Annotated in this window: 9 protein-coding genes; 5 read left to right on the top strand and 4 right to left on the bottom strand. The window is 70.9% G+C overall.

The window, feature by feature from the left end; translation table 11 throughout:
• Window positions 1-9 precede the first annotated feature (9 nt).
• The 3 genes from ABD932_RS39185 to ABD932_RS39175 form a co-directional block, all read right to left on the bottom strand.
• Window positions 10-1,104 carry a mechanosensitive ion channel family protein gene (locus ABD932_RS39185; protein ID WP_345020635.1) on the bottom strand — a complete coding sequence of 365 codons (1,095 nt, stop codon included), beginning with the start codon at window positions 1,102-1,104 and terminating at the stop codon, window positions 10-12.
• Between the two features lie 425 nt (window positions 1,105-1,529).
• The gene (locus ABD932_RS39180; RefSeq protein WP_345020633.1) at window positions 1,530-2,294 is read right to left on the bottom strand and encodes a crotonase/enoyl-CoA hydratase family protein; all 765 of its coding nucleotides are present in this window, start codon (window positions 2,292-2,294) and stop codon (window positions 1,530-1,532) included.
• A gap of 76 nt (window positions 2,295-2,370) precedes the next feature.
• Entirely contained in the window at window positions 2,371-3,336 is a 966-nt protein-coding gene (locus tag ABD932_RS39175; protein ID WP_345020632.1) for a lysylphosphatidylglycerol synthase transmembrane domain-containing protein, read from the bottom strand.
• A 189-nt stretch (window positions 3,337-3,525) separates the two neighbouring features.
• On the opposite strand from ABD932_RS39175, the gene ABD932_RS39170 reads away from it, so the two are divergent.
• The 5 genes from ABD932_RS39170 to ABD932_RS39150 all read left to right on the top strand — a co-directional run bounded on the left by ABD932_RS39170 (window position 3,526) and on the right by ABD932_RS39150 (window position 11,164).
• On the top strand, window positions 3,526-5,508 hold the full coding sequence (locus ABD932_RS39170) for an ABC transporter ATP-binding protein (protein WP_345020630.1): 1,983 nt from the start codon (window positions 3,526-3,528) through the stop codon (window positions 5,506-5,508).
• A 94-nt stretch (window positions 5,509-5,602) separates the two neighbouring features.
• Window positions 5,603-9,520: a glycoside hydrolase family 2 TIM barrel-domain containing protein gene (locus ABD932_RS39165; RefSeq protein WP_345020628.1), complete on the top strand. Its 3,918-nt coding sequence runs from the start codon at window positions 5,603-5,605 to the stop codon at window positions 9,518-9,520.
• 180 nt (window positions 9,521-9,700) lie between these two features.
• The gene (panD, locus tag ABD932_RS39160; protein ID WP_345020624.1) at window positions 9,701-10,123 is read left to right on the top strand and encodes an aspartate 1-decarboxylase; all 423 of its coding nucleotides are present in this window, start codon (window positions 9,701-9,703) and stop codon (window positions 10,121-10,123) included.
• A gap of 58 nt (window positions 10,124-10,181) precedes the next feature.
• On the top strand, window positions 10,182-10,526 hold the full coding sequence (locus ABD932_RS39155; RefSeq protein ID WP_345020623.1) for a GNAT family N-acetyltransferase: 345 nt from the start codon (window positions 10,182-10,184) through the stop codon (window positions 10,524-10,526).
• Complete coding sequence (locus ABD932_RS39150) at window positions 10,526-11,164, top strand: aspartate/glutamate racemase family protein (protein WP_345020621.1); 639 nt, start codon at window positions 10,526-10,528, stop codon at window positions 11,162-11,164. The genes ABD932_RS39155 and ABD932_RS39150 overlap by 1 nt, the downstream gene beginning before the upstream one ends.
• Window positions 11,165-11,690: 526 nt before the next feature.
• Here the strand turns inward: ABD932_RS39150 and gndA are convergent.
• Window positions 11,691-13,130 (bottom strand): NADP-dependent phosphogluconate dehydrogenase, encoded by a 1,440-nt coding sequence (gene gndA, locus ABD932_RS39145; RefSeq protein ID WP_345020619.1) that lies wholly within the window; start codon window positions 13,128-13,130, stop codon window positions 11,691-11,693.
• Window positions 13,131-13,379 lie beyond the last annotated feature (249 nt).

The raw sequence follows: 13,379 nt of genomic DNA, 5'->3' as shown, positions 1-13,379 counted from the left end.
TCGGGCAGGTCAGTCGAGGCGGACGGGGGTCATCTCGTCCGCCTCCCCGGGGATGCGCTGCTGGGGAATCGCCACCGAGCCCTGCTGGATGGCCACCGTGCGAGTGGGCGCCGGGATGTGGATGCCCTCGGCGCGGTAGCGCTTGTGCAGGCGCTTGATGAACTCGTGCTTGATCCGGTACTGGTCGCTGAACTCGCCGACGCCCAGGATGACGGTGAAGCCGATCCGGGAGTCGCCGAAGGTGTGGAAGCGGATGATCGGCTCGTGGTCCGGCACGGCCCCCTCGACCTCGGCCATCACCTCGCCGATGACCTCGTTCGTCACCCGCTCGACGTGGTCCAGGTCGCTGTCGTAGGCGACGCCGACCTGGACCAGGATCGTCAACTGCTGCTCGGGACGCATGAAGTTGGTCATGTTCGTCTTCGCGAGCTCCCCGTTGGGGATCACGACCAGGTTGTTGGACAGGTTGCGGACCGTCGTCTGGCGCCAGTTGATGTCCTCGACGTAGCCCTCCTCGCCGCTGCTGAGCCGGATGTAGTCGCCGGGCTGGACGGTCTTGGAGGCGAGGATGTGGATGCCCGCGAAGAGGTTGGCGAGCGTGTCCTGCAGGGCGAGCGCGACCGCCAGACCGCCGACGCCCAGCGCGGTGAGCAGCGGCGCTATGGAGATGCCCAGCGTCTGCAGCACCACCAGGAAGCCGATGGCCAGGATCAGGACCCGGGTGATGTTGACGAAGATCGTGGCCGAGCCGGCGACGCCGGGGCGGGACTGGGTGACCGTCCGCATCAGCCCGGCGATCCCGCGGGCCACCGACAGCGTCACGACGAAGATGAGCAGCACGGTCAGGATCTGGTTGACGTTGTGCTGGACCGTCTTCGTCAGCGGCAGCGCCGCTCCCGCCGAGGCCGCGCCGCCGAGGAACGCCGCCCACGGCACCACGGTGCGCAGCGTGTCCACGATGAGGTCGTCACCGCTCCAGCGGGTGCGGTCCGCGTGCTTGCCCAGCCAGCGCAGCAGCATCCGCAGCAGGAAGGCCGCCAGCAGCCCCGCCGCCAGCGCGATCCCGGCGATGACCAGGTCGTCCACAGTGAGCGCTCGCGTCACCGGTCACCTCCGGGGAGAAAAGCGGCGGCGAACCCCTTCGCCGACGGCCGGATGTGAAGTCTCGTCACGTTGTCACCTGCTCGATTCCGCGATGTGCCGTCGCGCCGGCCACCCCGTCCCCCGTGACCGGCACGAGGGTTCATCCTGCCGTATCGGGTACACGTGTTCGTGCCGGGATCGTCGGGCGGACGGCCTCATCGGTCGCTTTCGGGCATTCTCCCCGGAACTCCGGCCGACTCCGAGGCCGAACGACCGCATCCCGGGGCGCGCTTGATGCGTGGGTGCGGCACGACGGGCGCTTGCCGACGCGCGCCCCGGCGTACGGACCGGGCACGCTTGGGCTGCGTGCGCTCTCAGAGTTGCCTGTGCTCGCAGAGTTGCCTGAGTGCGCAGAGTTGCCTGGGTTCGCAGAAATGCCCGCGCCCTCAGAGTTCCGTGAACGACCCGTGCCGCCCCGCACCCGAGGCGAAGCGGGCGGCGCCCTCCAGACTGTCCGCCAACACACCCGTCCCGTGCCGGAGTTCACCCCGCATCGCCGCCCGCTCGTCCAGCCCCTCCTGGTCGAGCACGGAGGCACGGTCGGCGCGCAGGCAGCCCTGCGGGAACCGGGCGATCACGGCGGCCAGCTCCTCCGCCTCGGCGCGGGCACGCCCATGCGGCACGACACGGTTGGCGAGCCCCATGCCGTAGGCCTCGTCAGCCGAGACCGGCCGCCCGGTCAGGATCATGTCCAGCGCGCGGCTCGTGCCGATCAGCCGGGGCAGCCGTACCGTGCCGCCGTCGATCAGCGGTACGCCCCAGCGGCGGCAGAACACCCCGAAGACCGCGTCCTCCTCGGCCACCCGCAGATCGCACCAGAGCGCCAGCTCAAGGCCGCCCGCCACCGCGTGTCCGGCCACCGCGGCGATCACCGGCTTCGACAGCCGCAGCCGGGTCGGCCCCATCGGGCCGTCACCGTCCTCGGCGACCCGATTGCTCCGGTCGCCGCCCAGCGCCTTCAGGTCGGCGCCCGCGCAGAACGTGCCGCCCTCGCCCCACAGCACCGCCACCCGCGCCTCGTCGTCCGCCTCGAACGCCCGGAACGCGGCGGCGAGTTCGGCGGCCGTCGGACCGTCGACCGCGTTGCGGACCTCGGGCCGGGAGAGGACGACGGTGGTGACGTGTTCCTGGCGCTCGACGCGGACCGGCATGGCGGGGTGCCCTTTCCGTGGGTCGGACCCCGTACGTTACTGACCGGTCGGGTGACCTTCCATCGCGACCGACCGGTCAGATGACCTTCCAGCGCACGAGCGCCCCCAGCGTCAACGCCCCCGGCAGCAGCGGCAGCCACACCGTGATGATCCGGTACGCCAGCACCACCGCCGTGGCCACTGCCACCGGCGCGCCCGCCGCCACCAGCGCCACGACGAGCGCGGCCTCGACCGAGCCGACGCCACCCGGTGTGGGCACGAGGGCGACGGCGACGGTCGCCGCCAGATACGCGAGCGCCATGTGCGCCGGCGGCACGTCCAGTCCCAGCGCGAGCCCGACCAGGACCAGCCCGGCCGCCTGGAGCGTCGGAAACGCCAGCGAACCGCCCCACAGCGCCAGCGCCCGGGAGGGCCGGGCGTGCACCGAGCGCGCCTCGCCCAGCGCGGTGCGCAGGAACGACGCCACGGCGGCGCGCAGTCGGCGTACGAGTGCGAAGACGGCCACGACCAGGACGGCCGCCGCGCCGATGATCAGCAACAGCGGGCCCCAGGCTCCCTCCGGGAGAAGGGGGCCGAGCTGCAGCGCATGGGGGAAGGCGATCAACAGCGCGGCCAGCAGACCGACCCGGGCCACGCTCTCCGCGAGCAGATAGAGCGCCAGCGCGGCCGAGGAGCGGGCGAGCGGCAGCCCGCACACTGTCATGAAGCGCAGGTTGACCGCGCTCGCGCCCAGCCCGGTGGGCAGCAGGTGATTGGCCGAGCCCGCCGCGAACTGTGTGACGAGCAGCCGCAGTTTCGGCAGCCGGTCGACCACGGCACCCTGCCGGGTCACCGCCGCAGCCACCCAGGTCAGGCAGGTGGCGCAGGCCGCGGCGAACAGCCACGGCCACTTGGCCGTCGCCAGATGACCGATGCCCTCGGCGAGCACGGCCCGGTGCCGCACCGCGACCACGACCACGAGGACGAGTGGGAGCAGGACCAGTATCCGGCGGAGCGGGACGCGCCGGAGCAGGCGTCCCAGGGAGAGTCGTACCGCTGTCACATTCGGAGAGGTTCTCCGCGCCGCGACAACGGCGGGTTGCGGCAGCGGAGACGGCGGCTTACGGACCGGCTGCGGACGACTGTCGATCTTCGCGAAGCCGCCGATACCGCCCTCGGCTCCGTCCGTGCCGCCGCTCCCGGACTCTGCGATGTTGACCTCAAGACTGCTTGAGGTTCTACGTTCCCTCTCATGAGTATGGAGACCACAGCCTGGACACAGCTGCAGAGCGTCATGAGCGCCGAACGGGAGCGTCGCCCGTTCGCCCGCGCGACGCTGCGCCGCATCGGCGCGTTCGCCCGCCCGCACCGCCGCAGGATCGCGCTCTTCGTCGTGCTCGGGGTGGTGACCGCGCTGCTCGCCGTCGCGACCCCCGTGCTGGCCGGACGCGTCGTCGACGCGATCGTGACGGGCGGCGCCGAGGGCACCGTCGTCCGTCTGGCCCTGCTGATCGCCCTGATCGCGGTGGGGGAGGCGGCGCTCGGGATCCTCGCGAGGCGTCTGTCGGCGACCCTCGGCGAGGGTCTCATCCTCGATCTGCGGACGGCTGTGTTCGATCATGTGCAGCGCATGCCGGTCGCGTTCTTCACACGCACTCGTACGGGAGCGCTCGTCTCCCGTCTCAACAACGACGTGATCGGCGCCCAGCGCGCCTTCAGCAACACGCTGTCCGGAGTGGTCAGCAACCTCGTCACGCTGCTGCTCACCCTCGCCGTCATGCTCACCCTGTCCTGGCAGATCACCCTGCTCGCCCTCGTCCTGCTCCCGGTGTTCGTGCTCCCGGCCCGACGCATGGGCCACCGCATGGCCCGGATGCAGCGGGAGGCGGCCGCGCTCAACGCCGCGATGGGCACCCGTATGACCGAGCGCTTCTCGGCACCCGGCGCCACGCTGATCAAGCTGTTCGGACGCCCGGGGGAGGAGTCGGAGGAGTTCGCGTCCCGAGCTCGCCGGGTCGCCGACATCGGCGTGCGGACGGCCACCGCCCAGTCGGTGTTCATCACCGCGCTCACCCTGGTGTCCGCCCTGGCCCTCGCCCTGGTCTACGGCCTCGGCGGCTGGTTCGCCCTGCGCGGCACCCTGGAGCCGGGCGCCGTCGTCTCGCTGGCGCTGCTCCTGACCCGTATGTACGCGCCGCTCACCGCGCTCGCCGGCGCCCGTGTCGAGGTCATGAGCGCCCTGGTGAGCTTCGAGCGGGTCTTCGAGGTGCTCGACCTCGAGCCGCTGATCGAGGAGAAGCCGGACGCGCAGCAGGTCCCCGACGGCCCGGTGGCGGTGGAGTTCGACAACGTCCGCTTCGGCTACCCGTCCGCCGACAAGGTCTCCCTCGCCTCCCTGGAGGAGGTCGCGTCCCTCGACACGCGCGGCGGCGCCGAGGTGCTGCACGGCATCTCCTTCCGCGCCGAACCCGGCCAGACCGTCGCCCTCGTCGGCTCGTCCGGCGCGGGCAAGTCGACCGTCGCCCAACTCCTGCCGCGGCTCTACGACGTCGACGAGGGCGCCGTACGCGTGGGCGGCGTCGATGTCCGCGACCTGAGTGCCGAGTCCCTGCGCGGCACCCTCGGCATGGTCACCCAGGACGGCCACCTCTTCCACGACACCGTCCGCGCCAACTTGCTGCTGGCCCGCCCCACCGCCACCGACGACGAACTCTGGGACGCCCTGCGCCGCTCCCGCCTCGACGAACTCGTACGGTCCCTGCCCGACGGCCTCGACACGGTGGTCGGCGAGCGCGGCTACCGGCTCTCCGGCGGCGAACGCCAGCGCATGACCATCGCCCGGCTGCTGCTGGCCCGTCAGCGCGTCGTCATCCTCGACGAGGCCACCGCCCACCTCGACAACACCTCCGAGGCAGCCGTCCAGGAGGCGCTCACCGAGGCGCTGGAGGGCAGGACCGCGGTCGTGATCGCCCATCGGCTGTCCACCGTACGGGCGGCGGACCAGATCCTCGTCGTCGAGGCCGGCCGGATCGTGGAGCGCGGCACGCACGAGGAGTTGCTGGCGGCGGAGGGACGCTATGCCGAGCTGCACCGGACGCAGTTCCAGCAGCCGGATCCGGCGTTCCGGCAGCAGGATTCGGCCGAGCGGCTGGATTCGGCCAAGGTCGGGTCCGGTAGCCATCAGGAACACACAAACATCGACAACATCGTTGCTTCAACCGTCTCCACAACCTAGTGTGCGTTCGGTTTGCCAACAGCACCGCACATGATCTGACGCTCCCTCAAAGCCGTGCAGCGCCGCACAGTCGTCCCGAGGAAGGCCGCCGTCAATGCCGCTCTCTCCCGTGTCTCCCGCCGGCCCGTCCCGCTCCCCGGGCATGCCGGTCAGCCGCCGCCGTCTTCTGGAGGGAGGAGCCGCGCTGCTCGGCGCGCTCGCCGTCTCCGGATCGTCCGCCACGGTGCACGCGGCCGAAGGGGCGGCGGCCGGCACCCCGGAGTGGAACGGCCACATCGACGTCTTCCGCATCGGCACCCAGCCGCCGCACACCACCCTCATGCCGTACGCGGACGTCAGACAGGCGCTGGACGCCGACCGGACCCGCTCGCCGTACCGGATCGGCCTCGACGGCAAGTGGAAGTTCGCCTACGCCGACCGGCCCGACGACCGCGACGCCGACTTCCACCGCACCGACGTCGACGACAGCGACTGGGACACCATTCCCGTCCCCTCCGTCTGGCAGATGCACGGCTACGACCGCCCGATCTTCGTCAACATCACCTACCCCTGGTGGGGACCCAACGGCCTCGGCGAGGAGGCCCAGCCCCCGGCCGCGCCGACCCGCTTCAACCCGGTGGGGCAGTACCGGCGCACCTTCACCGTGCCGCGCGGCTGGAAGGGGAGACGCACCTTCCTGCACTTCGAGGGCGTCAAGTCCGCGCACTACGTGTGGATCAACGGGGAGCTGGTGGGGTACGCGGAGGACTCGTTCACCCCCGCCGAGTACGACATCACCGCGCACCTCAAGCCCGGCACCAACCAGATCGCCGTCGAGGTGTACCGCTTCTCCGACGGGGACTGGCTGGAGGACCAGGACATGATCCGGCTGAGCGGCATCTTCCGCTCGGTCTACCTCTACTCCACGCCGGAAGTCCGCCTGCGCGACTTCAAGCTGGACACCCCGCTCAGCGACGACTACACGGCCGCCGAGCTGGCGGTCACCGCGAGCGTGCGCTCGTACGGCGGGACGAGCGAGGGCGGCTACTCCGTCGAGACGCAGCTGTACGACTCCCGCGGCCACGCCGTCTGGCCGAGGCCCCTCCAGCAGCCCGTCGACCTCGCCTCCGCCCCCGCCGGAGAGGACGTCACCGTCCGGGCGAGCAGAGCCGTGCCCGAGCCGAAGCTGTGGTCCGCCGAGCACCCGAACCTCTACACCGCCGTACTGCGTCTGCGCGACCCGGCCGGAAAGGTGATCGAGACCCTCTCGCACCGCGTCGGCCTGCGCGAGTTCGCGCTCAAGGACGGCCTGATGCGGATCAACGGCAAGCCGGTCTCCTTCCGCGGCGCGAACCGGCACGAGATGCACCCCGACAGCGGCATGTCGCTCACCCGCGAGCACATGGTCACGGACATCGAGATCATCAAGCGGATGAACATGAACTCCGTCCGCACCTCGCACTACCCCAACAACCCGCTCTGGTACGAACTCGCGGACGAGTACGGCCTCTACCTCGTCGACGAGACCAACCTGGAGACCCACGGCATCCGCGGCGAGTACCCCGGCAACCACGCCGACTGGACCAAGGCCTGCGTGGCCCGCGCCCAGAGCATGGTCCACCGCGACAAGAACCACGCTTCGGTGGTCATCTGGTCGCTCGGCAATGAGGCGGGCGGCGGCAGCACCTTCGTAGCCATGCGCGACTGGATCAAGTCGTACGACACCACACGCGTCGTCCAGTACGAGGGCGACGACCGGCCGACCATCAGCGACATCCGCTCGGAGATGTACGACAGCCCCTCCCGCGTCGAGCAGCGCGCGAAGGACACGGCCGACACCCGGCCGTACGTCATGATCGAGTACGCCCACGCGATGGGGAACTCGAACGGCAACCTCAAGAAGTACTGGGACCTCGTCCGTGGCTACGACGTTCTCCAGGGCGGCTGGATCTGGGACTTCGTCGACCAGTCCCTGAGCTGGCCGGTGCCCGCCCGCAAGTTCCTCACCGAGTCCGGGCCCGCCGGGCTGCGCGGCGAGATCCTCACCGCGAGCGGCACCTTCGACCGCGCCAAGGGCGTCTTCGGCGCGACCGTCTTCCCCCGCGACGAGCGCCTCGACCTCACGGGCTCGCTCACCCTGGAGGCCTGGGTCACCCCGCACCACACCGGCTACCACCAGCCGATCCTCGCCAAGGGCGACACCCAGTACGCCCTCAAGCAGACGAACAACAGCCTGGAGTTCTTCATCTACGGCGGCGGCCAGTGGATCACCGCGAGCTGGGCCCTCCCCGCCGACTGGACCGGCAGCGAGCACCACATCGCCGGCGTCTTCGACGCGGACGCGGGCACACTGACCCTCCACGTCGACGGCGCGGTGAAGGCCACCCGGACCACCACCCGCAGACCCGCCGCCAACACCGCGCCCCTCGCCCTCGCCACCGACGTGGACAACCCCACCCGGGAGTTCAGCGGCACGATCCGCCGGGCGCGCGTGTACGCCCGTGCGCTGAGCGCCGCCGAACTCCGCTCCACCGGCCGTGGCCCCGCTGACGAGGGCGTACGGTTCTGGTTCGACGCGGAAACCGTCGGCCTCACCGAGAAGCAGCCCCGCGAGAAGACCTTCTTCCCCTACGGCGGCGACTGGGGCGACAACCCCAACGACGGCACCTCCAACGCCGACGGCATCGTCACCGCCGACCGCCGCCACACCGGCAAGGCGGCCGAGGTCAAGCAGATCTACCAGGCGGTCAACGCGGCACCGACATCAGGCGACTCAGTGACCGCGGACGCGGCCGTCACCCTCACCAACGAGTACCTGTTCACCAACCTCCGTGAGTTCGACGGCCGTTGGGCGCTCGTGGCCGACGGAGAGGTCGTGCGGCGCGGAAAGCTGAGCCGCTCGCAGCTGGACGTCGCGCCCCTGAGCAGCAAGGACATCACGGTGCCGGTGAAGCTGCCGGACGACCCGGCCCCGGGCACCGAGTACTACCTCCAACTGTCCTTCACCACCAAGGAATCCTCCCCGTGGGCGAAGGCCGGCTTCGAGGTCGCCAAGCAGCAACTCGCCCTGGACGCCGACACCCCGGCCGTGACACCCGTCCCCCTGGCGGACGTGCCGGCACTCCGCCACGAGGACGGCGACAAGGCCGTCGTGGTCAAGGGCGAGGGCTTCTCGGTCACGGTGGACAAGAACACCGGTGTCATCACGTCGTACGAGGCCCGGGGCACCCGCCTCATCACCTCCGGACCCGTACCGAACTTCTGGCGGGCGCCCACCGAGAACGACCGCGGCAACGGCCAGCACACCCGCAACCAGACCTGGCGCGACGCGGGCACGAACCGCGAGGTGATGGACGTGGCGGTGCGTACCCTGCGCGACAAGGCGGTGGAGATCAAGGTCAGCGGCACGCTGCCGACGACGGTCGAGTCGACGTACACCACCACCTACACGGTGTTCGGCAACGGCGAGATCAAGGTCGACAACACCCTGCACCCGGGCGCCGCGTCCCTGCCGTACATCCCGGAGATCGGCACGCTGCTGCGTCTGCCCGGACGTTTCGAGCGGCTGCGCTACTACGGCCGCGGACCCGAGGACAACTACATCGACCGCAAGGACGCCACCGACGTCGGCGTGTACTCCGGAACCGTCTCCGGGCAGTGGACCCCGTACATCCGCCCGCAGGAGAACGGCAACAAGACCGACGTCCGCTGGATCGCCCTGACCGACGCCAGGGGCACCGGCCTCCTCGTCACCGGCGAACCCCTCCTGGAGGTCAACGCCTCCCACTTCACCCCGGAGGACCTGTCGTCCGGCGTCCGCCACGACTACCAGCTCACCCCGCGCGACGAGATCGTCCTGCGCGTCAACCACCGCCAGATGGGTCTGGGCGGCGACAACAGCTGGGGCGCCCACACCCACGACGAGTACAAGCTGTTCGCGAGCCGCGACTACTCCTACACGTACCGGCTGCGCCCGCTGACGGACGTGGCCGAGGCGACGGCGGCGTCGCGAAGGCCGACGGCGGTGGAGTGACCCGGACGTGATCGGAGGAAGACGGCGGCTTCCCTCTTTCAGGCTGTGGCGATGGTCACGACCATGTTCCCAGCCTGTTGCGTAGGCTGGCATCGGCCACATACGCCTGGCCGTACGGTGTGCCAACAGCCCTTGACCTGCAATAACGCAGGCAGGGAGCCTAGTCTCCGGAGTGCCCCGATGCTGCGTACCATGTTCAAGTCCAAGATCCACCGCGCCACCGTCACCCAGGCCGACCTGCACTACGTGGGATCGGTGACGATCGACGCGGATCTGCTCGACGCCGCCGACCTGCTGCCCGGCGAACTCGTCCACATCGTCGACATCACCAACGGTGCCCGCCTGGAGACCTACGTCATCGAGGGCGAGCGTGGCTCGGGGGTCATCGGGATCAACGGTGCCGCCGCCCATCTCGTCCACCCCGGCGACCTGGTGATCATCATCAGCTACGCTCAGCTGACCGACGCCGAGGCGCGGGAGTTCGAGCCCCGGGTCGTGCACGTGGACGGCGCCAACCGCATCGTGGCGCTGGGCGCCGACCCGTCCGAGCCGGTGCCTGGCTCCGACCAGGCGCGCAGCCCGCAGGCCGTGCCGGTGGCCTGACGGCGCTCGGCCCCGCACGAGCGGACAACGGAAGACGGCCCAGGCCCAGGAGGGTGCGATGAGCGAGACAGAGATCCGCGACGACCGGGCGGCGGGCCGTCTGGAAGCCCTCCTGGGCGACGAAGTCACCGGCCACATCGAGTACTTCGTCCTCGAAGCCCCGGCACGCGCCCTCGTCCCCGTCCACACCATCGTGGAACCGGCCCACGAGGGGAAGGGCATCGCGGGCTCCCTCGCACGCGAGCTGTACGGCATGGCGGCGCGTGAGGGAGTCGTCGTCGCGCCGCTGTGCCCGTATGTCGTCAAGTGGGCCGAACGCCACCCCGACGAGGCCCCGGCGGCCGACCCCGAGCTGCTGGAAGCGGCGAAGGACTGGCTGCGAGCCCACCCCGGGCGGTTCTGATGCTCGCCCTCCTGCACACCTCACCCCTGCACATCCCCGTCTTCGACGCCCTGCGCCAGGAGCACCATCAGGACCTGGAACTACGGCACTTCGTCGACGAGGAACTGCTGAGCCGGGCCCGCCGCGAAGGCACCGAAGCGGTCGCAGGCGATGTCCGCAAGGCACTGCACCAGGCCGTCGCCGACGGGGCGCGAGCCGTGCTGTGCACCTGCTCGACCATCGGCGGCGTCGCGGAGGAGGCCGCAGCCGAGGCCGGGGTGCCGGTGCTGCGCGTCGACCGTCCGATGGCGGCGGCCGCGGTGGCCGAGGGCGCGCGTGTAGTCGTCCTCGCCACGGTGGAGAGCACCCTCGGCCCGACGGCGTCCTTGATCGAGGACGAGGCCCGGCGCGCGGGGCGGCCCGTCGAGGTGCGGACGCGTCTCGTCGAGGGGGCGTGGGAGCTCTTCGACGCGGGGGACGTCGACGGTTGCGCCCGGCTGGTGGCAGCCGTTGCGGACGAGGTCACGGACGCCGACGCGATCGTCCTCGCCCAGGTCTCCATCGCCGGGGCTCAGCGGTCGGCGACGACGCCGGTGCCCGTACTGTCCAGCCCAGGCCCGGGACTGGCGGCGGCAGCGGACGCGGTGCAGCTCCGGTAGGCCCACCCGGGCCCCCGCGATGACGCGGGTGAGTGACTGTCGGCGCGGCCGTCGGGTACGCGGGGGAGTAGTCCAGAGCCGACGTCACCGACTGGCTGGAGGACGCCATGACGAATCCGTACCCGGACCCCGTCCATCCTGACCCCGTCCATCCGGGACCGACGCCGGGCCCGGAACCGCACCCGGTCCCACCCCCCGAGCCACCGCCCGCCCCGGAGCCGCCCCCGACGCCGGGTCCACCTCCCGCGCCCGGGCCACCCCCGCCCCCGAGCCCGACTCCACCCCCGGATCCTTCCCCGTCCCCGATCCCACCGGGACCGGAGCCGGTGCCGAACCCGGAGCCAGGACCTCCACTCACCTGAGCGAGGAAACGAAAGCGGTGGGCGACTGTCGAACGCCGCCCACCGCAACGCCCTCGAGGGGCGCGGAGCTGTATCAATGTGCGGCTCCGCCGCGTGGGCGCGATCAACCCCCACGCACCCGCACCCGCAGCCGCACTCGCGATACGTGCTGACCAGCCGAGCTACTAGGCGGAGACCTCGGACCGGTCCCCACCCCACAACGTGTGGAACGCCCCGTCCCGGTCGGTCCGCCGATACGTGTGCGCCCCGAAGAAGTCCCGCTGCCCCTGCGTGAGCGCCGCAGGCAACCGCTCCGCACGCAACGCGTCGTAGTACGCCAGCGCCGCGGCGAACCCCGGCGTCGGCACACCCTGCCGAGTCGCGGCGATGATCACCTCACGCCAGTCGTCCTGCGCATCCGCGATCTCCTGCGCGAACGTCTCGTCCGACAGCAGGCTCGGCAGATCGGCCCGGGCGTCGTACGCGGCACGGATGCGGTCCAGGAACGCCGCGCGGATGATGCAGCCGCCGCGCCAGATGGCGGAGACGGCGCCCAGGTCGATGTCCCAGTCGTACTCCGCGCGCGCGGCGTCGATCTCGTGGAAGCCCTGCGTGTACGACACGATCTTCGACGCGTACAGGGCCTGCTCGACCCGGTCGGCGAACGCCGCCGCCTCTGCCTCGCTCAGCGGCGACGCCTTCGGTCCGGCCAGCCCGCGCGACGCGTCCCGCAGCGCCGCGTGCCCGGACAGGGAGCGGGCGAAGACCGCCTCCGCGATGCCGGACACCGGCACGCCCAGGTCCAGCGCGATCTGCACGGTCCAGCGTCCCGTGCCCTTCTGCTCGGCCTGGTCGACCACCACGTCCACGAACGGCTTGCCCGTCGCGGCGTCCACGTGGGACAGCACCTCAGCGGTGATCTCGATCAGGTAGGAGTCCAGCCGGCCCGTGTTCCAGGTCCGGAAGATCTCCGCGATCTGCGCGGGCTCGTACCCGGCGACATCGCGCAGCAGCTGGTACGCCTCGCCGATGAGCTGCATGTCGGCGTACTCGATGCCGTTGTGCACCATCTTCACGAAGTGCCCGGCACCGTCCGGACCCACGTGCGTCACACAGGGCGCCCCGTCGGCCGCCTTCGCCGAGATCTTCTCCAGCATCGGGCCCAGCGAGTCGTACGACTCCTTCGGGCCGCCCGGCATGATGCTCGGCCCGTGCAGCGCGCCCTCCTCGCCGCCGGAGACACCCATGCCGACGAAGTGGATGCCCTGCTCACGCAGGTCGCGCTCGCGGCGCCGGGTGTCGGCGAAGTGCGCGTTGCCGCCGTCGATGATCATGTCGCCGGGCTCCAGCAGCGGCGCGAACTCCTGGATCACCGCGTCGGTCGGCTCACCGGCCTTCACCATGATGACCAGCCGTCGCGGCCGCTCCAGCGCCGCCACGAAGTCCTTGGCGGTCTCGGCCGCGATGAACTCGCCCTCGCTCCCGAACTCCTCCACCAGCGCGTGCGTGCGCGCCGACGTCCGGTTGTGCACCGCGACCGTGTAGCCGTTGCGGGCGAAGTTCCGGGCGAGATTGCGGCCCATGACCGCGAGACCCGTGACGCCGATCTGCGCCGAAGTGCTCATGCGTTGGCTCCTAGTGACCTCGATATATCAGCGGTGCCGGTCATGCCCGCCAGTATTGCCCCATCGTCCATCCTGACGTGCTGGTACTCCGACCGCACATCCGGGGTGGCGCGATGTCGCAGGCACATACGCACGGAAGGCCCCACCGCACTCAGCCCGTCCCGCGCGTCATCCCGGGGCGACGGGCAACGTACGCCGATTCCTCGCCACTTGGCGTGACCGAGCGGCTGAATTGCTGTCTTGTCATGG

Source organism: Streptomyces shaanxiensis (assembly GCF_039537145.1).
Taxonomy (GTDB): domain Bacteria; phylum Actinomycetota; class Actinomycetes; order Streptomycetales; family Streptomycetaceae; genus Streptomyces; species Streptomyces shaanxiensis.
Note: the sequence above shows the minus strand (reverse complement) of the source record. Positions and strands in the feature narration are given on the sequence as shown.